The organism is Sulfurimonas crateris (genome assembly GCF_005217605.1).
GTDB classification, from domain to species: domain Bacteria; phylum Campylobacterota; class Campylobacteria; order Campylobacterales; family Sulfurimonadaceae; genus Sulfurimonas; species Sulfurimonas crateris.
Map to the genome: position 1 here is coordinate 37,685 of NZ_SZPX01000009.1, position 20,904 is coordinate 58,588.

21 protein-coding genes are annotated in these 20,904 nt (G+C 38.8%); 8 read left to right on the plus strand and 13 right to left on the minus strand.

Translation table 11 applies throughout. From position 1 onward, the window contains the following. Positions 1 to 5 precede the first annotated feature (5 nt). Together nrfD and FCU45_RS11120 are read left to right on the plus strand one after the other, a co-directional pair. The gene (gene nrfD / locus FCU45_RS11115; protein WP_137015429.1) at positions 6 to 905 is read left to right on the plus strand and encodes an NrfD/PsrC family molybdoenzyme membrane anchor subunit; all 900 of its coding nucleotides are present in this window, start codon (positions 6 to 8) and stop codon (positions 903 to 905) included. A gap of 12 nt (positions 906 to 917) precedes the next feature. Next, complete coding sequence (locus FCU45_RS11120; RefSeq protein WP_137015296.1) at positions 918 to 4,334, plus strand: molybdopterin-dependent oxidoreductase; 3,417 nt, start codon at positions 918 to 920, stop codon at positions 4,332 to 4,334. Positions 4,335 to 4,418: 84 nt separating this feature from the next. Here FCU45_RS11120 and FCU45_RS11125 read toward each other — a convergent pair whose 3' ends face one another. The 8 genes from FCU45_RS11125 to FCU45_RS11160 form a co-directional block, all read right to left on the minus strand. Continuing rightward, positions 4,419 to 4,925 carry a protein disulfide oxidoreductase gene (locus FCU45_RS11125; protein WP_137015298.1) on the minus strand — a complete coding sequence of 169 codons (507 nt, stop codon included), beginning with the start codon at positions 4,923 to 4,925 and terminating at the stop codon, positions 4,419 to 4,421. A 14-nt stretch (positions 4,926 to 4,939) separates the two neighbouring features. Further along, positions 4,940 to 6,589 (minus strand): inorganic phosphate transporter, encoded by a 1,650-nt coding sequence (locus tag FCU45_RS11130; RefSeq protein WP_137015300.1) that lies wholly within the window; start codon positions 6,587 to 6,589, stop codon positions 4,940 to 4,942. A gap of 63 nt (positions 6,590 to 6,652) precedes the next feature. After that, a complete protein-coding gene (locus FCU45_RS11135; protein WP_137015302.1) occupies positions 6,653 to 7,192 on the minus strand; it encodes a peptidylprolyl isomerase in 540 nt (179 codons plus the stop codon). 163 nt (positions 7,193 to 7,355) lie between these two features. Beyond that, the gene (locus FCU45_RS11140; protein WP_137015307.1) at positions 7,356 to 7,640 is read right to left on the minus strand and encodes an HU family DNA-binding protein; all 285 of its coding nucleotides are present in this window, start codon (positions 7,638 to 7,640) and stop codon (positions 7,356 to 7,358) included. 95 nt (positions 7,641 to 7,735) lie between these two features. Then, positions 7,736 to 7,969 (minus strand): hypothetical protein, encoded by a 234-nt coding sequence (locus tag FCU45_RS11145; protein ID WP_137015309.1) that lies wholly within the window; start codon positions 7,967 to 7,969, stop codon positions 7,736 to 7,738. A gap of 4 nt (positions 7,970 to 7,973) precedes the next feature. Next, positions 7,974 to 8,213 (minus strand): helix-turn-helix domain-containing protein, encoded by a 240-nt coding sequence (locus FCU45_RS11150; RefSeq protein ID WP_137015311.1) that lies wholly within the window; start codon positions 8,211 to 8,213, stop codon positions 7,974 to 7,976. 248 nt (positions 8,214 to 8,461) lie between these two features. Beyond that, complete coding sequence (locus tag FCU45_RS11155) at positions 8,462 to 10,135, minus strand: flagellar assembly protein A (RefSeq protein ID WP_137015313.1); 1,674 nt, start codon at positions 10,133 to 10,135, stop codon at positions 8,462 to 8,464. After that, entirely contained in the window at positions 10,116 to 10,793 is a 678-nt protein-coding gene (locus FCU45_RS11160) for a hypothetical protein (protein ID WP_137015315.1), read from the minus strand. The genes FCU45_RS11155 and FCU45_RS11160 overlap by 20 nt, the downstream gene beginning before the upstream one ends. A gap of 116 nt (positions 10,794 to 10,909) precedes the next feature. On the opposite strand from FCU45_RS11160, the gene fbaA reads away from it, so the two are divergent. Then, positions 10,910 to 11,983, plus strand: coding sequence for a class II fructose-bisphosphate aldolase (gene fbaA / locus FCU45_RS11165; RefSeq protein ID WP_137015317.1), 1,074 nt, complete (start codon positions 10,910 to 10,912; stop codon positions 11,981 to 11,983). 16 nt (positions 11,984 to 11,999) lie between these two features. On the opposite strand, the gene FCU45_RS11170 is transcribed toward fbaA, so the two are convergent. After that, positions 12,000 to 12,341: a hypothetical protein gene (locus tag FCU45_RS11170; protein WP_246032294.1), complete on the minus strand. Its 342-nt coding sequence runs from the start codon at positions 12,339 to 12,341 to the stop codon at positions 12,000 to 12,002. A gap of 79 nt (positions 12,342 to 12,420) precedes the next feature. On the opposite strand from FCU45_RS11170, the gene cmoA reads away from it, so the two are divergent. Further along, positions 12,421 to 13,128 (plus strand): carboxy-S-adenosyl-L-methionine synthase CmoA, encoded by a 708-nt coding sequence (cmoA, locus tag FCU45_RS11175; RefSeq protein WP_137015319.1) that lies wholly within the window; start codon positions 12,421 to 12,423, stop codon positions 13,126 to 13,128. A gap of 138 nt (positions 13,129 to 13,266) precedes the next feature. Here cmoA and FCU45_RS11180 read toward each other — a convergent pair whose 3' ends face one another. The 3 genes from FCU45_RS11180 to nth are packed head-to-tail and all read right to left on the minus strand — an operon-like array spanning position 13,267 to position 15,450. Continuing rightward, positions 13,267 to 14,499, minus strand: a complete 1,233-nt coding sequence (locus FCU45_RS11180; protein ID WP_137015321.1) for a hypothetical protein — start codon at positions 14,497 to 14,499, stop codon at positions 13,267 to 13,269. Between the two features lie 31 nt (positions 14,500 to 14,530). Beyond that, a complete protein-coding gene (locus tag FCU45_RS11185) occupies positions 14,531 to 14,773 on the minus strand; it encodes a hypothetical protein (RefSeq protein ID WP_137015323.1) in 243 nt (80 codons plus the stop codon). Between the two features lie 35 nt (positions 14,774 to 14,808). Continuing rightward, positions 14,809 to 15,450: an endonuclease III gene (gene nth / locus FCU45_RS11190; protein WP_137015325.1), complete on the minus strand. Its 642-nt coding sequence runs from the start codon at positions 15,448 to 15,450 to the stop codon at positions 14,809 to 14,811. Positions 15,451 to 15,536: 86 nt separating this feature from the next. Between nth and FCU45_RS11195 the strand changes: the two genes are divergently transcribed. Together FCU45_RS11195 and FCU45_RS11200 are read left to right on the plus strand one after the other, a co-directional pair. Next, positions 15,537 to 16,367 (plus strand): peptidylprolyl isomerase, encoded by an 831-nt coding sequence (locus tag FCU45_RS11195; protein WP_137015327.1) that lies wholly within the window; start codon positions 15,537 to 15,539, stop codon positions 16,365 to 16,367. 11 nt (positions 16,368 to 16,378) lie between these two features. Next, positions 16,379 to 17,230 carry a pyridoxal-phosphate dependent enzyme gene (locus FCU45_RS11200; protein WP_137015329.1) on the plus strand — a complete coding sequence of 284 codons (852 nt, stop codon included), beginning with the start codon at positions 16,379 to 16,381 and terminating at the stop codon, positions 17,228 to 17,230. On the opposite strand, the gene FCU45_RS11205 is transcribed toward FCU45_RS11200, so the two are convergent. Then, entirely contained in the window at positions 17,223 to 17,900 is a 678-nt protein-coding gene (locus FCU45_RS11205; RefSeq protein WP_137015331.1) for a nitroreductase, read from the minus strand. The genes FCU45_RS11200 and FCU45_RS11205 overlap by 8 nt on opposite strands. Before the next feature lie 144 nt (positions 17,901 to 18,044). Between FCU45_RS11205 and FCU45_RS11210 the strand changes: the two genes are divergently transcribed. After that, positions 18,045 to 20,621 carry an ATP-dependent Clp protease ATP-binding subunit gene (locus FCU45_RS11210; protein WP_137015333.1) on the plus strand — a complete coding sequence of 859 codons (2,577 nt, stop codon included), beginning with the start codon at positions 18,045 to 18,047 and terminating at the stop codon, positions 20,619 to 20,621. A gap of 116 nt (positions 20,622 to 20,737) precedes the next feature. Further along, on the plus strand, positions 20,738 to 20,872 hold the full coding sequence (rpmH, locus tag FCU45_RS11215) for a 50S ribosomal protein L34 (RefSeq protein ID WP_137015337.1): 135 nt from the start codon (positions 20,738 to 20,740) through the stop codon (positions 20,870 to 20,872). The last annotated feature ends 32 nt before the right edge of the window (positions 20,873 to 20,904 follow it).

Genomic DNA, 20,904 nt, shown 5'->3' on the forward strand with positions numbered 1-20,904 from the left:
TGGCAATGACACATGAAATTTTAGCAGCAACAAATGCTGTAGTTACATTAGATGCAGCAATCCCTGGGATAGTTTGGCCTTGGCTTGTAACAGTAAATATGTGGGCAAAGAGTATTGGTACCGGTGTTATTTTTATGCTTTTTTTGCTTCTTAGAATGCACCCTGAATCAGTCAAAAATTTAAGACTGCCGACAGCAATAGTTGCATTTTTATTTATTAATATCTTCTTATTGTTTACATTGGCAGACTTACATCAGCCGTTTAGAATGTGGCATATATTTGTTTACTCTAGTTGGTCATCGGCAATTGCATGGGGTTCATTTATGGCTTCAGCATTTTTGGGTCTATTGACGCTTCTTGCATTTCTTGCTTATAAGAAAAATAATGAAACATTTGACAAAGTGTTGTTATGGACTACTATTCTTGCGATACCAGTAACGCTATATACTGCTGCTCTTATGGCTCAGTGTACTGCACGTGAACTGTGGCAGATGCCTACAGAGTCGGCTCAAATGATTTTAGCAGCTCTTCTTGCAGGTTCTGCAGCTATGATCTTAATAGGTGGAAACAAACTTTCTGATGAAGCTAAAAATACTTTAGGTGTTGTTTTGGGACTTAGTGCTTTAATGGCATTTATAATCTATATGGCTGAGTATATATTTGGACCGATGAAAGCAGAAGAGATTGCTGCTGTTGTGGGTTATATTCAGGGAGACGGACCATACGCTGTAATGTTCTGGTTAGGTCAATGGATGACTTATATCTTACCAATGCTTTTTGTTCTTTTAAGCAGAGCAGGTAAAAGTGACAGTATTTTAAAGCTAGCGGCAATTTTAGCACTAGTAGGTCTTGCTATAGTTAAGCATGTATGGCTGATTATTCCACAATTATTACCAATGAGTTAGGGAGAAATATTAATGTATTTAGAAAGTAGAAGAACATTTTTAAAAGGTGCCGCATTTACTGTTGCAGGTGCCTCGATTGCAAAAGGTGTGTTTACGGCTGATGCTATTGCCGACTCGGTTAGTGATAGTAAATTTACAAACACTCCAGACTCTTTATCATTTTACCCTCCTATGAGCGAGTGGGATGACTTTAAAGAGCTAGATGGAGATGATTGGAAAAGAGGCGGTATAGATCGCCATGGTGTAAGAAGCACTTCAAATCCTGAAGGTATAGAAGTTAATGATTATGCAATCGTTCCTACTGCATGTTCAAACTGTGAGGCATCTTGTGGTTTAACTGCATGGATTGATAAGAAGACTTTTACAGTTAAAAAGTATATGGGTAATCCTCTGCACCCAGCATCTCGTGGACGTAACTGTGCAAAAGGTTATGCAACTCAGTCTCAGATGTATGATCCTGATCGTATTGCATTTCCACTAAAGCGTGCTCCTGGTTCTGCTCGTGGTGAAGGTAAGTGGATCCGTACTACTTGGGATGAGGCGATGACAACGATCGGTAAGAAGATGCATGATGCTATAGCAGTGGGTGATGAGCTCTCTAAAAAATCATGTATGTTCCACGTCGGTCGTCCGAATGAGAACGGATTTACGGGTCAGGTATGGTCTACAATAGGTCAAGACTGTTTTAACTCACATACAAATATCTGTTCATCAAATGGTAGAACGCCAACAATTCAGTGGGCAAATGATGACAGAATATCTCCGGATTGGGCTAATGCAAAGCTAATCTTTCTTAACTCTTCGCATGCGGCTGATGCAGGTCACTACTTCCAGCAGTCAGCATCATTTATAGCAGATGCTAGAGCTAAGGGTGCAAAGATGGTCGTAATGGACCCGCGTCTATCTAACTCGGCAGGTATGGCTGATCTTTGGATTGCTGCATGGCCAGGAACTGAACCTGTAATATATCTCTACCTTGTTCAAAGAATTTTGAGTGAAGGTAAAGTCGACAAAGAATTTGTTAGAAGATGGTTAAACTGGGAAGTTTTCTTAGATAACAAAAAATATATGGAGTTTATGGTCAGCAAAGGATATATTTCCAAGGTTCCATCAGATGATGATTTTGATTCATTCTTAGATGTTTTAAAAGAGCTTTACGCTCCATTTACTTTAGATTATGCTGTAAAAGAGACACACGTTCCTGCCTATAAGCTAGAGAAACTTTACGATATGTTTATCTGGGCTGGAACAGCAGTTTCTACCTACTTTTGGAGAGCTGCAGCGGCAGGAAACCGCGGTGGATGGATGAGTGGACGTGCTGGTTATCTTCCTCTAGCCCTTCGTGGAGCTATTGGACCTGAGGGTGGTACGTTCTTTCACCACTGGCACGTTATCTCTGTCGGTGGAAAAGGCGGAAGCGCAACAATAGGTCAAGGTAAACGTGGAGCAGATGTTCCAAAAATCGATGTTTATAACGAACTTTCATGGCCGCCTGAATGGCCTCTTTCTACTTATGAACTATCTTACCTTCTACCGCACCTTCTTGCAGATAAGAAGTGGCAGAAGAAGTGGATAGACAAAGGTCTTAATGTTCCACAGAAACTTGCAGTTTGGATTCCTCGTATGTACAATCCTGTATGGATCAATCCGGATGGATTTAGATGGATAGATACAATAAAAGATGAGTCTAAAATGGAGCTTACTATGAATCTCTCTCCTGTATGGTCAGAGACTAACTGGTATGTGGATTATATTCTGCCTGTTGGTCTTGCAGGTGAGAGACACGATCAGCACTCAGAAGCTACAATGCCTGCACGTTGGACATCTTTCCGTCAGCCTGTTATGAGAGTTGCTTTAGAGAAAGCTGGATGGAAGCCTAAAAACCCTAACCGTGCTACTTTAGAAGCTCACATAAAAGCTGGTCTTGGAGAAGTTTGGGAAGAGAATGAGTTCTGGTTTGATATGTGTGTTAACTATATAGATCCAAAAGGCGAGCTCTATTTAGATGAGTCAAAAACTAAAACTATCAAGTCTATGTGGGAGTCTAAAAAGAACCCAGGTAAGCCTGTTACTATCGCTGAGTGGTATGATGCTGCGTTTGGTGACAACTTGCCAAACCTTAAAGCGACTGCTACATCTGATGATAGATATAAAAACTCTGAATTCCCTGTATATGAGTATATGAGAGATTATGGTGCATGGATGGAAGAGAACAATATCTATTCAGCACAAGAGCGTGAAATAGTTGACGATGGTCAAAACTACATCTCTCACGGACATAAATACAGTAAAAAAGATGTAACTATCGATAAGAGAACAGGTGTTATGAGTGCTAACTCTCACGGTAAGAAAAAATCTATCGGTATTGTTGTTGACGGTAAGAAGATGGAAGGTTTTGCGACGCTTGATAAAAAGCTTGACTTCTTCTGTGAGTGGCTTGCAGATGACTGGAAGTGGCCGGAGTACGCTATTCCATTCTATCCAAGAAATGAGCAAGAGAAGAAAGAGATGGAGCACATCGTATCGCATGTAAATCACTCTTATATGACTGAGAAGAACTCTTATGCATTAAATACCGTATTTAGATTACCGTATAACATTCATACACGTTCTGCAAACTCTAAGCACTTGATGGAGATCTCACAGAACCACGATCCGATCTGGATATCAACTCCAGATGCTGCACGTCAAGGTTTCAAGCGCGGTGATGCAATACGTGTTAGAATCGTAGACAGTTTAACTGGCCTTGAGTCTGGTTATTTTGTAGCTATGGCAATTCCAACAGAGGGTGTTCTTCCAGGTACACTTGCTTGTTCACACCACGGCGGAAGATGGAAGCTTGTAAACTCTGTAAGCATCCCTAACGGTGTTACAGATGGAAAAGTTGACTCTCAGCCGGTTGCTAGAAATATGAACGATCCTAAGTTTATGGCTCACTCACCTGAGAATGCAGGTAGAGAAGGCGGACAGATCAAGATCGAGGACTATAACGGAAACGGCGGCTTAAACAGCTTCGGTGTACCTACTGCTGAACTTCAAATGGATGGCAAAGAGGGTAAACTCAAATATGTTGACGGAATCAAACCTTTCCACTCAGATAGATTTGCAGACTATAATAAAGATAGTGCAAATATCTGGTGGGATGGTCTTAGCGGTTCATGGCAAAATGCTGTTGCTGCTCCGCATCCTGACCCTATCTCTGGTATGCACTGCTGGCACCAAAAAGTAATTTTAGAGCCTGCGCAAGCCGGTGATAAGATCGGTGATATATTTGTAAATTATGACAATAACTTCAAAGTTTATGAGGGTTGGAGAGATCAGCTGACTCGTGGACTTGATGAAAACTCTACGCTTCGTCGTCCAGAGCACATCAAGCGTCCTTGGGTACCTCTATCTCACAAAGCATACGCTGTTAAGATCAGCAAGTAAGAAACTCTATAAAGCCTCCTTTGAGGCTTTATAATTTAATAACACTTTTTATTCTAGAAACAAAAATATCAAACTAACAAAACTTTATAATCCTGCCAGCCACATCCTTATCCATAAACCTATAGTAGTCGTATAACCGACTTCGCTAAAGAGCTCATTACCATCTTTGTCGTAAATAATAGTAGTAGGGAAGACAGAAACGCTATATCTTTGAGTTATATACCCATTGCTGTCGTTTATAGTTTTAAATGTAAGATCACGGCTTTTTAAATACTCTTGTATCTCTTCACCGCTGCCTGATTTAAGAGCGATTGTTAAGACATTAAAACTCTTTGATATTGTCTCTATGTTTTGAGCTTCTGCTTTGCATGTAGGGCACCAAGAGGCCCAGAAGTGTAGTAGTATTGGTTCATTATTAGGCACTTTATATATGCTGCCATCTAAGAGAGTGATCTCTTTGAGATCAATAGGCTCTTTGTTCAGACTGTTGCTTCTGTGGAAGCTTAATATGTTTGCAAATATTGCCATTACTATAATAAAAAGAAGAATCTCTTTTATGTATTTTATAAGTTTATGCTTTGTTAAGTCCATATACTATAGCTTTATTAAAGCATAATTCCTCTTATTGTAAAAAATAACATTCCCGCAAGGACAGCAGTGGCAGGCACAGTAATAAGCCATGCAGCAACAATTTTCTTAATCGCGTCTCTTCTTACGTATTGGATCTTTTTAGCTTTTTTGATGCTCTTTTTGGTTGATTTTATAATCTTTTTCTCATTCGCTATAAGTTTATAGAGCTCTGCAATTCTTGTATAGTCACCTTGAGACTTCTCATCTTTTTCTTCGAGTGCTTTTAGTTCATGTTCATAAGCGCTTTTTGTCAGTTTCTCATCTTCTATAGAGAGTATATCATCCTCTATAGTATGATTTTTTTCATCTTTTGCATAAAGCCACTCTCTTAAGAAACCGACACCAAAGACACCTCCTATAGCTATATGCGTAGAGCTTACAGGTAGACCAAGTTGAGAAGCTATAATAACGGTAATAGAAGCGGCCATGGCAATTGAAAAAGCTCTTATTTGATCCAAGTCTGTTATTTCGGTTCCGACAGTCTTGATCAATCCTGGACCGTATAGTGCCAAACCAAGAGCAATTCCAAAAGCCCCAACTGCCATAACCCAAAGTGGGATAGAAGCGGCTGATGATACACCTCCGTTAACAACTGCATCGTTAATTGCCGCTAATGGCCCAATTGCGTTTGCAACATCGTTTGCACCGTGAGCAAAACTAAGAAGTGCAGCTGCAAAAATAAGTGGAATGGTAAATAGTGTATTTACAGACTCTCTAGAGTTTTGAAGAGCTGTGGTATTTGAGCCGACTCTCTTTTTTACAAACATATATACCAAAATTGCAACTACCAGACCTATCATAGATGCGGTTGTAAATGATGGTTTTTGCGTAATCTCAAGCGATATCAGAGGCAGAGCGTTGAGGAGTTCAAGTATGTTTGGCCAGATATGTTTAACACCCTTTAGTATAAGGTATGTAACAAATGCCCAAGACATAATTGCTACAAAGATAGGAACATATCTTTTTGCAGCCTCGATCTTGTCATCTTTAAAGACGATCGATTTTTTAATAGCAAAAAGGAAAGCTGCAGCGATAACGCCGCCCAAAACAGGAGAGATCACCCATGATGCAACTATGCCTCCCATTGTACCCCAGTTAACTATGCTGACTCCTGCTGCCGCGATCCCGGCGCCCATAACGCCTCCTACTATGGAGTGTGTCGTAGATACCGGTGCTTTCATCATAGTGGCAAAATTAAGCCATAGCGCAGCTGCAAGAAGAGCTGCCATCATAGCCCATATAAAAGGATCAGGATTTCCGCCAAAAGCTGAGATGTCGATAATCCCGTTTTTGATAGTTTTAACAACGTCACCGCCGGCAATAAGTGCGCCTGCAGCTTCGAAAATTGCAGCGATAATAATAGCAGTAGTAAGGGTAAGCGCTTTTGCTCCAACGGCAGGACTGACGTTGTTGGCAACATCATTAGCCCCTATGTTCATAGCCATATATGCGCCGATCAGTGCTGCTACGGCAAGAAATAGGTTGTTAGAGACTCCGCCGTTACTTAAAAAACTAAATGTCAAAACTCCTATCATAAAAAATAGGGCAAAACCGAGTCTTGTGAAATCTGTCGCACTCTTTTTAAGTGCCTGCTTTTGAATTTTATCGACAGTACGAATTTCCATTAAATGCCTTTTTATTGATGGTGCAATTATATTGTAAAATTAATTATAGAATAATTACAATGTCTATTTTATGTAGGCTTTGAAAATCTTCTGTTCTTCAATTGGTCTGTCACCGCCGGCTCTTCCAGTTGTTGCAACACTTTGAAGTCTTTCTATAACTACCATTGATTGTGCAGTTGCTTGACCAAATATCGTATGTCTTCCGTTTAACCATGGAGTTGGAGCCGTTGTTATAAAAAACTGACTGCCGTTTGTGTGAGGGCCTCTGTTTGCCATAGCCAAAATGCCGGCTCTGTCAAACATTTTATTTGTAAACTCATCTTTGAAGTCCTCCTTCCAGATGCTCTCACCGCCTCTGCCTGTGCCTGTTGGATCTCCGCCTTGAATCATAAAGTCTCTGATAATACGGTGAAAAACAACACCGTCGTAATAGCCGTTTTTTACATGTGTTAAAAAATTCTCAACTGCCAGAGGTGCGATATCAGGGAACAGTCTAAGCTCAATTGCTCCTTGAGTTGTCTCTAAAACAACATGGGGTTCACTACTTTGTGCACTAAGGTTCAGTGAAAAAAGCGTAAGTAAAATAAGTAGAATTTTTTTCATTCTATCTCCTTTTGTATGATAGTAATATTGTATCTATTTTTATTGAAATTTAAAACGATGACAGAATATTTGTTTAGAGATCGATTATATAGTGTGTTTAAATAGAAAGAAGTATATTTTAGAAGAGATTTGCCGCAAAACAAATTTGCGGCAAAATGAGGTCTTATTTACCAGCAGCAACGCGGTCTTTAAGACCTTTGCCAGCTTTAAATTTAGGAACCATCTTGTCTTTAGTAGTATAAGTCTTGCTTGTACCAGGAACTTTACCACTTTTTCCTTTTTGTAGTGAAGCACTAAAGCTTCCGAAACCTACAAGAGAAACATCTTCTTTTTTTACTAATGCAGACGCTACTGCATCTGTAAATGCTCTGATAGCTGCTTCAGCTTCAACTTTAGTTTTGTAATTACCGCTTGCTTGCACTAGTTCAACGAATTGAGCTTTATTCATAAATCTACCCTTGAATTTATAAAGATTTTCCGAAACCACATAGCTCTAAAATATAATTTTAAAGTTACGCAATTCAGCTACAGACACTTTATAGTTTATTTGCTTAAAGATTTCTTCTTTTTATCTAAAAATGATAAAAAATGTGAACTTTTTCTCTTTTTTAGTCCAAATTTTGCACGTTTTAGTAGTTTTGAGAGAACACTGCTGATCTCATCAGCTATAATAAAAGAGGATAATTCTTTTAGTTTTTTGTATTTATTATTGCCTGTATGTATGGATAAAAATACATCTTCTAAAGCATCTTTTTCTTGTTTTGTCAGTGTACTCATAATCTCAATCCTTAAGTTTGTTTATTTTTCTTACTGCTCTAATGATCTCATCGTCTTCTAGTCTGCCCAACATCTCCATTACAGTAATAGCAGCTTGAGGCTTGGCACGTCCCAGCTTCCAATCCTGATATGTACGCATAGATATCCCAAATGAATCAGCCATATCTTTAAGAGATATTTTCTTTCCATTGTTTTGAGACTCTAGTGAGTTATGAAGAATATTAAACAGGTCATTAATTTGCATAAGAGATTGTACGGAATAAATACTTAAATATACATTCAATTATAATAAAAACACGTAATATATTCTTTTATATAAATTAAATTATATAAAATACAACTTTAAGTATATATTTAAATATTTAAAAATTATATAATATACGGAATACCGTGTGAAATTTACATTGAAAAATCTTCTAACTTTAAGTATAAATAAGAAACTAGGAGATTGAAAAAAAAATGAGAAGAGAAGAGAGAGTGTGCTAAAGAGAGTTACTTCTCTATTAGGATCTTCTTTTGGGTAGGGTGCAGAGTAATATAGTCGCCTGATTCAACCAAATAAAAAGGCTCATAAGCAGCTTCATCTGTTTTATAGGTAAGCTCTTCGCCGTCGGCAAATGTGAAAGTGATAGTGTTGAGCCCTCTAAATGGCTCCTCTACGGTTATCTTTGCATGTTTAACACAGTTTATTATTTTGTCCTGCTCTATTTTTAGCTCATTTATCTGCTCTTTTAAAGTAGGAACATCTGTAGGGGTGTGTTTTAGTGCACCATCAAGTTTATACTTTAACTCTTCCATCTCTTGAGCTAAAAAATTATATTTGCTATTTAGTGTCGGAATGTCTTTGTAGCTAATTTTAAAGAGGTTGTCCTCTCCGCTTACGCGCTTTATGGTTATGGAGTTGGATGCATATACTTTGAGATTGCTTTTAACGTTTTGTATAGTTACGTTTTCTGCATAGACAGTACCGCCAAGAGAGTTCTCTATCTCAACGTTCGTTGCGTGAACTTCACCACCTTCTAAAAGGGCTATTTTTGCACTATGACATCTAAGTCTGCCTTTATGTCTGTTTATGGTAGCAAACTTCGCCTCTTGGCTGGAGTCTTTGTGCGTTGCGCCGTCTATCGTAAGATTGACGGCTCTCAGAGTTGATTTTGCGCCGACATGGCCGTTTATATGAATTGTCTCGGATGTGAGTTCAACACCCTCTCCAAGAGAGTCTAAAGAGGTATCGTTTTGAGAGATAATGACCTCAATATTGTTCGCTTCATCTTTTGCTACAGAGTCCTGAACACGGGAGAGATGCTCCATTTTGATCTTGTTATCAATATAGAAGTTATTTTCATCAAAGTGAACATAGCCTTTGAGTCTGCTTTTATATATCTTTTTATCTTCGTTTTCAACAATCTCAATGCTCTTTTCATCAACATGACACTTCAGGTCTTCACTGTTTTTTAAATAGTCGTTATCAATGATCTCCCCAAATGCGTTTAGTCCGTTTTTGCCAAAAACAGGTTTGATAAAATCAACTAGGACCTCGCCCTCATCTACTTCTATCACCTGATGGTTTGTCTCTTTTTGTAAAAAGCGCATTATAAGTTTGCTGTTTCTTCTTATTTCCGGTTCAACTCCGCTAAAGAGAGGAATCTTTACTTTTTTGACAAATTTGCCGCTGTAGAGATATTTTATAAAAGCTTTTAGCTTCTCTTTCATCTGTGTATCAAAGATATTTATGAGAATTCCGTTTAGAGCTTTTATGTTGTTTAGCTCCTTTAAAAGAAGCAGGTATATCTCTTTTGGCTGATATTTTTTATAAGGAATATCTGATTCAGGATGAAGAATTATTGCGGGAGATATATTGTTGTCTGAGAAGTTAATGTTATAGTTTAGTTTAACTATTTTTTTAGGGGTCTCTTTTACAGTAATGGTATATATCTGTTTGATTCTCACATGTTCATTGACAAGTTTATCATGATCTTTGTAGTAGTCGTGTATATCTTCATTGTAAAGTACAAAGCTGTCATCCGCGACCGTTTTTATATAGGTCTCTACTACGTTTATGTTAAACGAGAACTCCAGCGGCGAGCGATCATTTTCAGAAGCAAACTTATCTATAGTGGCGTTGATATTTTTAGTTTTAAATTTTTTAGTAAGCAAGCAGATCACTATAGTCGTATTTTGAAAAATCTAGGTAGAGCTTTCCGTCCTTGTGAATTACTCTTACATCGTTGTCATAAGCATCCAAAAATCTTCTCTTTATCGCTTTTTTTTGTGATGATTTTAGGTCTAAGCGCTTTAGATACTCTTTTAACTCTACTATTTCAAGGTTCTCTGGAGGTACCATCCTGTTGTTATGGTTAAAGCTCTCTACTTCGTGTATAGTGGTGGCTTCCTGCTCAAACTTCATCTTCTTGTTTACAAGCTCTAAGATATTTTTTAACTGCTCATCTTTTGAGCTGTATATCTGCTCTATCTTGTCTCTCTCTGCACGCAGCATCTGCTCTTTGTCATCTATTAGTTTGTCTATTTTAGCTTCAAGCTGAACAATTTTGTTCTTTAGAAAGTTATTCTCTTTTTGGTAGAGTGCCAAAACAGTTGCAACGGTCGTTTTGGGCTTGATTATCTGCTTCTCTTCGTTTGGAGTGCTCTTTTGCTCTTCGTTTATCTCTTCTCTTTTGTCTCTCTCAAGGGAGCTTCTTGTTACTATAATGTACGTTTTGCCCTCTTCGATAATATAGTTTAATTTTTTTGCTCTAATCTTCGAGTTTACCATCTCTTTAGACATCTTAAAATATTTGCAATATTCATCTACCGTTAGTCTCATTTGAAATCCCGATTATTTTTTCGGACATTTTAGCATAATAATGGTTTTATGAAAGTTATTTTAAATGAAGACTATAATACAATTAGGCAAAAAATTTATCAAAAAAGAGTTTAATAATGGGTGTTTTAGATATTGTAAAGCCGGGTGTACTATTTGGCGACGATGTGCAAAAAGTTTATCAATATGCTAAGGAGCACGGTTTTGCCATTCCTGCAATAAATGTTGTAGGAACTGATTCTATAAACGCTGTTTTAGAAGCTGCGGCAAAAGTGAAGTCCCCCGTAATTATTCAATTTAGCAATGGCGGGGCTTCATACTATGCAGGCAAAGGGTTGAGCAATGAGGGAGAGAGAGCAGCAATTGCTGGTGCGGTCTCAGGTGCGATCCATGTTCATATGATGGCAGAGGCGTACGGAATCCCTGTTATTTTGCACACTGACCATGCCGCAAAAAAGCTTCTGCCTTGGATAGATGCTCTTCTTGACGCAGGCGAGAGTCACTACAAAAGCAACGGCAAACCTCTCTACTCTTCTCATATGCTTGACCTTTCCGAAGAGAGCTTGGAAGAGAATGTGGCAATTTGTAAAAAATATCTGCAAAGAATGAGCAAGATTGGTATGAGCATCGAGATAGAACTTGGAGTTACAGGCGGAGAAGAGGATGGAGTAGATAACTCGAATATCGACAACTCTCTGCTTTATACACAGCCTGAAGATGTGGCATTCGCATATAAAGAGCTGAGTGAAATCTCGCTTAATTTTACGATAGCAGCATCATTCGGTAATGTTCACGGTGTTTATAAGCCTGGAAATGTTGTTTTGACTCCAAAGATATTGGATAACTCCCAAAAGTATATTGAGGAGAAATTTGGTACTGCTCAAAAACCTGTAAACTTTGTATTTCACGGCGGTTCAGGCTCAACTCTTGAAGAGATACGCGAAGCCATAAGCTATGGTGTTATAAAGATGAACATCGATACCGACACACAGTGGGCTACTTGGATAGGCGTTAAAGATTATTACGAGAAAAACAGAGATTATCTTCAAGGCCAGATCGGAAATCCTGAGGGCGAAGATAAGCCCAACAAGAACTATTACGACCCTAGAAAATGGCTAAGAGCAGGTCAGTTAACACTTGTTCAAAGAGTTGAGAGTGCATTTTCAGACCTAAATGCCATAGGTAAAAACTAATAAAGAATAGTCAGTTTTAGCTCTCTTTATAAATATCTTCTATATTTTTTAGATGCGGATTTTGTAAAAAATATGAAGAGAGCTCTCTGTTTAGCCTGTTCTCGTTAAATCTCCAAAACTTCTCTTTATCAAACTTCTCATCTGCTATTATTAAATTAAAGAGCTTTTTGCTGTCAATATCTGGACCGTTTTTCTTTATAACTTTTATTATGATGTTCTGTAGCTCTTCCTGCGCCTCTTTGGTCGTATCGTCATCTTCAAGCTGTTTGTTCGGTAAAAATGCATATATCTTCCAGAAGCTGATCGCAAAAAGCAGTATAAAAAATATCATCATTAAATGCGATGTCTCTATCTCCATCCCTCTGCCTTTAGTTTTTTGTAGATTATATGGTTTGTATCATAATATTTTGGTTAAAATTTCAGCCTAGGAAATTAAAATGAATGATAAAGTATTTACAAAACCGATAAAAAAACAGTTTGAGTTCGATGAAGAGGTCGCTGCAGTCTTTGATGATATGCTTCAAAGAAGTGTACCCTTTTATAAAGAGTCTCAGAAAATTACGGAGTTTTTCGCGCTTAAACAGTTAGAAGACGGCGGCGTGGCTTATGATCTGGGGTGCTCGACCGCAACACTTCTTATAAACATAAGCAGAAAACTAAAAAAAAGCGCGACTCTCATCGGGCTTGACAACTCCGAAGCGATGCTTGAACAGGCCAGAAAGAAGTGCGAAGCATTCAGGGCGGACATTGAGCTTGCAAACGCGGATATACTTGAGTATGAGTACAAAGAGGCTGACCTCTTTATCAGTAACTATACGCTTCAGTTTATACGCCCGCTTATTCGTGAGGAGCTTGTAAAGAAGATATCCGCTTCACTAAAAAAAGAGGGTATTTTTATCTTTAGCGAAAAGGTTATAAGCCATCATCCAAAACTGAATAAAGATCTGATCGAGTGTTACTATGACTTCAAAAAAGAGCAGGGCTATTCAGAGTATGAGATAATGCAAAAAAGAGAAGCGCTTGAGAATGTTCTAGTCCCCTACAGCGAGGATGAAAATATTAAAATGGCAAAAAACTGTGGTTTCTCACACTGTGAGGTAGTATTTCGCTGGGCAAATTTCGCAACATTCATAGCTATAAAGTAAAATCGCTTCATATTTCGTCGTTAATTTAACTTTTCTCGTTCCCACGGTCTCCGTGGGAATGCATATAAGTCAAAGCAGACAAAGAAAGTATACACTCCCACGCAGGAGCGTGGGAGCGAGATATAATTAATCATTCGACTAATTGTCATAGATTGTATAGTTTTTGAAAATATTCAGCCCGTCTACCATTCTAGGCATATAATCATCGTTAATCATCTTTTTATATCCAGCATTATTTCCAAGGTCCTGAGCATTAGCAACAAGTTTACTATAAGCATCTTTTATGAGATTTTCATTATTTAACATAAAATTGAATTGACCTATTTTTTTCTCTATCTCTTCAATCATTGCCTTTTGATTTTCAGGCTTCTCATAATATTCCCAACTTCCCTCTATTCCATATTTTCTTAAATCCATAGTTTGATTATTGACATAATTAAAGTCTATATCATTCGGATTTTTCGGATAGTATTTTTCATCTTGGTCTAAAAACCATTTAAGTGAATCTGGATCAGCTCGTCCGGCTTTTATAAGTGTTTCTAAAAAATTTATTGTTGAGTAGCTTGTATCCATGAATGATGATCTTAAATTCGCAGCATATATTCTAGCTTCTTCAATCGTTTTACCCTGTTCCAAACCTTCATAAGTCGCTGCATTAGTAAAACGAGCCAACTCTGTTGCGTTATGAACTCGTTCATCCTTTCCCCAACTATTTACTGGGTACTTTTTCATAATTTCATGAGCACCTTTTTGCATCTCTATAAAAGCTTCTTCTCCACCAAATATGTCATAAGCTTTTTGGAATGCTTGTGCATAATCAAGTTTTTGTGCTTCTTCTTGTTCTGGAGTAAGTTTTTGACCTAATTCAATACGCGTACCCTCAAGAAAAGAACTTACAATTTTTAAAAACTCTGGACCTGAAATATAGTTTGGATAAGCCTCATGAACTTTTCTTGTTTGAAGTTCTTCGTCTGTTTTGGAGTAAGTTTCAGGAATCGGAGTATATACATCTTTATACTTCTCTTGCATCTCAGCCATTTTTCCAGTAGCTTGAGACTCTTTAGCACTTTGCGTTTGAGAACTCTCTTGTATAGCCGTAGCAAGTGGGCTCTCTTCTGTCTCGCTCATAGTCGGCGCTACTTGTTGCTTGATCTCTATCTCTTGCTGTGTCGTTATTATGGGTTCTTGAGTTTTGTTTTGAACCCCTGTAGTTGCTTTTGTAGGTTCTTCTTTATTTTGTATTTCAGCTATTTTATCGGTTTGCTCTGTTTGTGTGGAAGTTGTGCTCTCATACGCTGAAGTGGCATCAGGCGCCGTTGTTTTGTTTGTCGCTTGTGTGTACCCAGTTTGAGTGGCTGATGAAACATTCATTTAAATACCTTTTAATCCAATATATTAAAAATTACCAAACATTCCCTTTTGGCTTCTCTTCTTCGGCTCCTACTACATAGTCTATCGCTTCATCCGCTTTTTTTTCAAGTTCTTTGTAAGTGATTATGTCATCTTTGCCGCACTCTTTGTGGTAGTAGCCCTGAACGTCGTAGTACTCCTCGCAGTCGCTGTAGTACTTTAGTGACACGCCGTGTTTATTGACACATCCTGAGAAGATAAATAGTGCTGATATAGTGAGTAAATATTTTGTCATAGCTCTTTTCAAGCAAAAATTAATCCACATTCGTCTTAAACTTTAAAACTCTCTTTTGTTTTGCACTGCTGCGTTAAAAAACACTCATCGCATTTTGGGTTTTTTGCTTTGCAGATGTAGCGTCCAAAAAGCACCATTCCCTGATGAAGTGTGCGCAGATCGGTTTTAAACTTTTTTACAAGGGTTGCTTCTGTCTTTATCGCTGTATTGTCATCGCTTAGACCAAGCCTGTGTGAGACGCGAAATACATGGGTATCAACCGCCATCAGATTTGCTCCCGTATACTCTATCATCACGACGTTTGCAGTCTTTTGCCCCACTCCTGCAAGTGTTACAAGCTCTTTTTCATCCATCGGTATCTCACCGCCGTAAACCTCTACGACCCTTTTTGCCATCTCTATGATGTTTTTTGCTTTATTGTTGAAAAATGAACAACTGTTAATGATGGACTTTACATCTTCTATGTCAGCTTTTGCCAATGCTGATGGAGTCGGATATTTTGCAAACAGAGCGGGCGTTATAATATTTACTCTGACATCTGTGCATTGAGCTGAAAGTGCGACCGCAACAACAAGTTCGTAAGCGTTTTTGTAATTTAGCTCGGTCACGGCATCGCTGTATTTTTCTATAAAAAGGTCGTAAATCTCTTTTATCTCTTTTTTTGTGGCTTTTTTCATGGCGTAATTATATACAAAATGCGCTCCGTTTAATAATCATTAGCATTAACTAACTAAAATTTTTTTACATAAAGAAGGAAGTATTAATGAAAAAAGTAACACAACTAGTAGCTTCGTTAGCTATTGTATCGACAATGTCAATGGCTCAAACCTTGGTGACCGTAAACGGCACTGCAATTACTCAAGAAGATGTAGATAAAGAGCTTATGACTGCAACGCAGGGAAGACTCAATCAAGTTCCACCTGAAAAGCAGGCAGAATTTAGAAAGCAGGTCTTAGAGCAGCTAATCGCAAAAGAGCTTGTTTATGATGACGCTGAAAAATCAGGACTACTGCAAGCACCTGATTTTAAAGAGAGATATGAAGAGGTGACAAACCGCATTAAAAAAGAGGTCGCTATTCAGATCTGGCAAAAAAGAGAGTTTGACAAGATAGCTATCTCTGAGAAAGAGAAGAAAGATTACTACGATGCGAACAAAGAGGAGTTTGCTGAAGATGAGAGCGTAAGAGCTCGTCACATTCTAGTAGAGAAAGAGAGCGATGCTAAGAGTATTATCGCTCAACTTAAACCTCTAAAAGGCGATGCTCTGAAAAACAAGTTTATGGAGATCGCAAAAGAGAAGTCGACTTGTGCGAGTGCTCCTGAGGGCGGTGATCTTGGCTACTTTTCAGAGGGACAGATGGTTCCTGAGTTTAACGACAAAGCATTCTCAATGAAAGCAAAAGAGTTCACTCTTGAGCCTGTAAAAACTCAATTTGGTCATCATGTTATATATGTTGAAGATAAAAGACCTAAGACGACAAGAAGTTTTTCTGAAGTAAAAGCAGCGATCGAGCAGAGACTAAAAGTGGAAAAAGCTAAGAGTGTTATGCTTGAAAAGATGAAAGAGCTAGAGAAAAAAGCAAAAATTCAATAGATTCTAAATTTATGTATTCTCCCATCTCGGAACTATATGTTGATGGGAGACGTTTTTATGTTAAAAGAGATGATCTTATAGATCCTTTTTTAGCAGGAAACAAATACCGCAAACTATACACGCTTCTACAAACACCACCTCAAAAATTTAAAACTGTTATCTCTTACGGCGGAACACAGTCAAATGCAATGCTTGCAATTGCCGCAATGTGTAAAAACAAGGGCTGGGAGTTTATCTACTACACAAAGCCTCTAAGCACTACACAAAAGGATGAAAAGGGCGGCAATTTTTACCATGCCAAGAGACTCGGGATGAAGCATATAGAGCTCGCTAATGATCTCTACAGAGATTTTATAGCCTCTTTGAGATTGAACCTTGATGAAGAGACATTTGTGATAGATCAGGGCGGAGCTGTAGAGGAAGCAAGGCTTGGGCTGGAAGTTTTGGCCAAGGAGATAAGAGAGCAGAATTTGCATCTAAAATCTTTAGCCACCCCATCCGGAACAGGAACAACAGCGCTTTTTCTGGCTCTCTCTCTGCCTGAGTATAGAGTCTATACAACCCCTTGCGTTGGTGATGCCGACTACTTAAGAGAGCAGATGAGCGCACTTCATGAGATACCGAAAAATCTTACTATTTTAGAACCCAAAAAGAAGTACCACTTTGCAAAGCCGTATATAGAATTTTTAGAGATGCAGCAAAAACTTTTAAGCGGCGGAGTAGAGTTTGATCTTATATACGCTCCAGGTATGTGGAGAGCACTTTTGGAGCAGACCGATGAGGAGATTTTATATATTCACAGCGGCGGAGTGAGCGGCAACGAGAGTATGTTGCAGAGATACAAGCAAAAAGGTTTTATATAAAGATAACGTTTTCTTCTATATCTGCTCTGCTTGGCTTATAGGTGTTGATCTTTGCATCCTTGTCTTCATAGCCCAGAACAACACTGTACAGAAGCGCAAGGTTTTCACTCAGCTTTAAAACATCTGCAACAACTCTTCCAAACTCGGTAGTTGAGCCTTGAGGGCAGCTATCTATGCCAAACTCTTGAGCCGCAAGCATAATTGTCTGCATATATGCACCGCAGTCAATAAGAGCGCCTTGCGCGCCATCTATCATAGATTTATCCGTAAAGACAAAAAATACGGTGCGTGCCCCGAACCATCTAAAATTGTCATGCCACATCTTTGTGCGTTTCTCTACATCTTTTCTATCCACGCCCATTAGAGTGTATAGCCCAACACCTGTCTCTATTCTTCTCTTTTTATAGGGTGCTTTCCAGTTTAGCGGATAGTACTGGATGAACTGGTCATGTTCTACACCACTGTTCATTTTCTCAATTATTGCATCACCGATATTTTTTAAGACATCTTCATCGCTGATAGCGTAGGTGATCCAAGGCTGCATATTTGCTCCGCTTGGCGTCATGGCAGCGGTTTTTAAAATTTTTTCTTGAATATCACGCGGCACCGGCTTTGGTAAAAAGGCTCTCTTAGAGGAGCGTTTTACTATAGCATCTACAATTGTCGGCATATAAAATCCTAATAAAATTTTTTTGGAATTATAATATAAATTAAATTAAAAGCCACTATAATATAACTAGACTAAAAAGACTTGACAAGATGTCACTCAACTTGATATAATATTCTTCAAAATCATAAAGAGGAATTTATAACAATGAATAATATATTTGAAAAACTAACAAACAATATGAGTGAATCGATTGAGTCCGCGGTCTCGCTGGCACTCTATAATAAAAATCAGGAAGTAGAGCCTATACACTTCTTATGGGCACAGCTTACAAACTCAAACTCTGTGTTGAACCAACTCTTTAACAAAATGGGCATTGACAAAGTAGCTATAGAGCTTGACGTAAAAAGCATGAGCGAGAAGCTTCCTAAATCTTCTACCGTCTCAAAAGAGAGTATTAGAATCTCTAAAAACTTTGTGCAAACGCTTGAGAACGGTGTCGGGCTGATGACAAAAAACGGAGATTCCTTTTTGGCTGTTGACACCTATCTGTTGGCAAATCTAAAAAATGAGCCATTCTTTAGCCTTTTGAAAAAGTATATAGATATCTCTGAACTTGCAAAGAATATCGAGGCTTCAAGAGGCAATACGAAGATAGAGTCTCAAAGTTCGGATGAGACTCTTGAGTCGCTTAAAAAATATGGAATAGATTTAACGCACGAAGCAAAAGAGGGTAAACTCGCTCCCGTGATTGGGCGTGATGAAGAGATCACACGTATGATGCAGATACTTATCCGTAAAACCAAAAACAATCCTATGCTACTCGGTGAACCTGGTGTCGGTAAAACAGCATTGGTCGAAGGACTTGCTCAGAGAATAAGTGATGGCAAGGTTCCTACATCGCTTCAAAACAAAAAGGTGATAGCTCTTGATATGAGCGCACTTATAGCAGGTGCAAAGTACAGAGGTGAGTTTGAAGACAGACTTAAAGCTGTAATTGATGAGGTAAAAAAGAGCGGAAACATCATACTTTTTATAGATGAGATCCACACGATTGTAGGAGCAGGGGCAAGTGAGGGGAGCATGGATGCGGCAAACATTTTAAAGCCTGCACTCGCACGCGGAGAGCTTCATACTATAGGCGCAACGACGCTAAAAGAGTATAGAAAATATTTTGAAAAAGATATGGCGCTTCAGAGACGTTTCTTGCCTATTAATCTTGATGAACCGACGGTCAATCAGTCGCTCCAGATACTGCGCGGTATAAAAGAGCGCTTAGAGACGCATCACAACGTAACTATAACCGACAGCGCTTTAGTTGCCGCAGCAAAACTCTCCGACAGATATATTGCGGACAGATTTCTGCCTGATAAAGCAATCGACCTTATTGATGAGGCAGCGGCAGAGCTGAAGATGCAGATAGAGTCAGAGCCGCATACTCTAAGCAACGCCAAGATAAAAAGCTCCGAGCTTCATGTCGAGCAAGAGGCGCTTAAGATGGAGGATACTCCGGCAAATACAAAACGTCTGGAAGAGATTAAAAAAGAGCTTGCGGATGTTGAAGAGAGCATAAGAAGCTTGGAAGCTCAGTTTGCGTATGAGAAAGAGGTCTTTGGAAAGATATCAAGTATTAAAAATGAGATCGAGGCAAAAAGAAGAGAGGCTCATGTAGCTAAAAGCACGTCAGATTTCAATCGTGCGGCTGAGATAGAGTATGGAGAGATTCCGGCACTTTTAACTCAAGAAAAAGAGATTAACGAGAATTGGGAAAAGCTTCAAAAAGAGGGAACTCTGCTGAAAAACAGCGTTGATGAGGAGTCGATCGCTTCGATAATCTCAAGATGGACGGGTATCCCTGTTAAAAAGATGCTCCAAGCAGACAAAGATAAGATACTAAATGTCGAAGAGGAGCTAAACAAAGAGGTAGTAGGGCAGAGCAAAGCTACTCATGCAGTTGCCAGAGCAATAAAAAGAAACAAAGCAGGTCTCTCAAGCGGAAACTCTCCTATAGGAAGTTTTCTATTCTTAGGACCGACAGGTGTGGGTAAAACACAGACTGCAAAGACACTTGCCAAGTTCTTGTTTGACTCGCCGGATGCTATGATAAGAATAGATATGAGCGAATATATGGAGAAGCATGCAGTCTCAAGACTCGTAGGTGCAGCTCCGGGATATGTGGGTTATGAAGAGGGCGGACAGCTTACAGAGGCGGTTAGAAGAAAGCCTTACAGCGTAATTCTTTTTGATGAGGTCGAGAAGGCTCATCCAGATGTCTTTAACATATTGCTGCAGGTTTTAGATGATGGAAGATTGACCGATAACAAAGGCGTAACGGTTGATTTTACAAATACTATTATCATCCTCACTTCAAATATTGCAAGTGAGAAGATAATCAACAACCCTAACTCCGATGCGCTTCAAGAGATGGTTATGGGTGAGCTCAAACAGGCATTTAAACCGGAGTTCTTAAACAGACTCGATGACGTAGTTATATTTAATGCACTTGGACGTGAGCAGATAGTGGGAATCGTGGATATATTCTTCAGTGAGATAGCTCAAAAAGTAGCCTCTAGAGATATCACACTTACACTTAGCAAAAGTGCAAAAGCATATATAGCCGAAGCTGGATTTGACCCTGTTTACGGGGCAAGACCTCTTAAACGTGCTCTTTATGAGATAGTAGAAGACAGACTTGCGGAACTGATCCTTGAGGGTAAAATAGAGGAGGGTTCAAGTGTGGAGTTTGACTTTAAAGATGGCGAGATAGAGGTTAAAATATCTTAATAACCATCTTTAGATGTTACATAAGTGTGCTCAATTGCACTGATGTGCAAATCTTAACCACGCTTTAAGTAACTTTCTTATATGATTTCGGACTTAATTTTAAAGAAGGATATGTCATGAAAAGAACATACCAGCCTCATAACACGCCAAGAAAGAGAACTCACGGTTTTAGATCAAGAATGGCAACAAAGAATGGCCGCAATGTAATTAACCGCCGCCGTGCAAAAGGTCGTAAAAAATTGTCGGTTTAGGAAATTTCTATACGCTAAAACTCCATAAAGAG

Bases quoted from the DNA above. Each gene is read 5' to 3' on its own strand.
- FCU45_RS11120 (WP_137015296.1), top strand. From the start codon at position 918: ATGTATTTAGAAAGTAGAAGAACATTTTTAAAAGGTGCCGCATTTACT.
- FCU45_RS11185 (WP_137015323.1), bottom strand. From the start codon at position 14,773: ATGACAAAATATTTACTCACTATATCAGCACTATTTATCTTCTCAGGA.
- fbaA (WP_137015317.1), top strand. From the start codon at position 10,910: ATGGGTGTTTTAGATATTGTAAAGCCGGGTGTACTATTTGGCGACGAT.
- FCU45_RS11160 (WP_137015315.1), bottom strand. From the start codon at position 10,793: ATGAGACTAACGGTAGATGAATATTGCAAATATTTTAAGATGTCTAAA.
- FCU45_RS11210 (WP_137015333.1), top strand. From the start codon at position 18,045: ATGAATAATATATTTGAAAAACTAACAAACAATATGAGTGAATCGATT.
- FCU45_RS11200 (WP_137015329.1), top strand. From the start codon at position 16,379: ATGTATTCTCCCATCTCGGAACTATATGTTGATGGGAGACGTTTTTAT.
- FCU45_RS11180 (WP_137015321.1), bottom strand. From the start codon at position 14,499: ATGAATGTTTCATCAGCCACTCAAACTGGGTACACACAAGCGACAAAC.
- FCU45_RS11170 (WP_246032294.1), bottom strand. From the start codon at position 12,341: ATGGAGATAGAGACATCGCATTTAATGATGATATTTTTTATACTGCTT.
- FCU45_RS11195 (WP_137015327.1), top strand. From the start codon at position 15,537: ATGAAAAAAGTAACACAACTAGTAGCTTCGTTAGCTATTGTATCGACA.
- FCU45_RS11205 (WP_137015331.1), bottom strand. From the start codon at position 17,900: ATGCCGACAATTGTAGATGCTATAGTAAAACGCTCCTCTAAGAGAGCC.
- FCU45_RS11140 (WP_137015307.1), bottom strand. From the start codon at position 7,640: ATGAATAAAGCTCAATTCGTTGAACTAGTGCAAGCAAGCGGTAATTAC.
- FCU45_RS11135 (WP_137015302.1), bottom strand. From the start codon at position 7,192: ATGAAAAAAATTCTACTTATTTTACTTACGCTTTTTTCACTGAACCTT.
- FCU45_RS11145 (WP_137015309.1), bottom strand. From the start codon at position 7,969: ATGAGTACACTGACAAAACAAGAAAAAGATGCTTTAGAAGATGTATTT.
- FCU45_RS11130 (WP_137015300.1), bottom strand. From the start codon at position 6,589: ATGGAAATTCGTACTGTCGATAAAATTCAAAAGCAGGCACTTAAAAAG.
- cmoA (WP_137015319.1), top strand. From the start codon at position 12,421: ATGAATGATAAAGTATTTACAAAACCGATAAAAAAACAGTTTGAGTTC.
- FCU45_RS11150 (WP_137015311.1), bottom strand. From the start codon at position 8,213: ATGCAAATTAATGACCTGTTTAATATTCTTCATAACTCACTAGAGTCT.
- nth (WP_137015325.1), bottom strand. From the start codon at position 15,450: ATGAAAAAAGCCACAAAAAAAGAGATAAAAGAGATTTACGACCTTTTT.
- rpmH (WP_137015337.1), top strand. From the start codon at position 20,738: ATGAAAAGAACATACCAGCCTCATAACACGCCAAGAAAGAGAACTCAC.
- FCU45_RS11125 (WP_137015298.1), bottom strand. From the start codon at position 4,925: ATGGACTTAACAAAGCATAAACTTATAAAATACATAAAAGAGATTCTT.
- nrfD (WP_137015429.1), top strand. From the start codon at position 6: ATGACACATGAAATTTTAGCAGCAACAAATGCTGTAGTTACATTAGAT.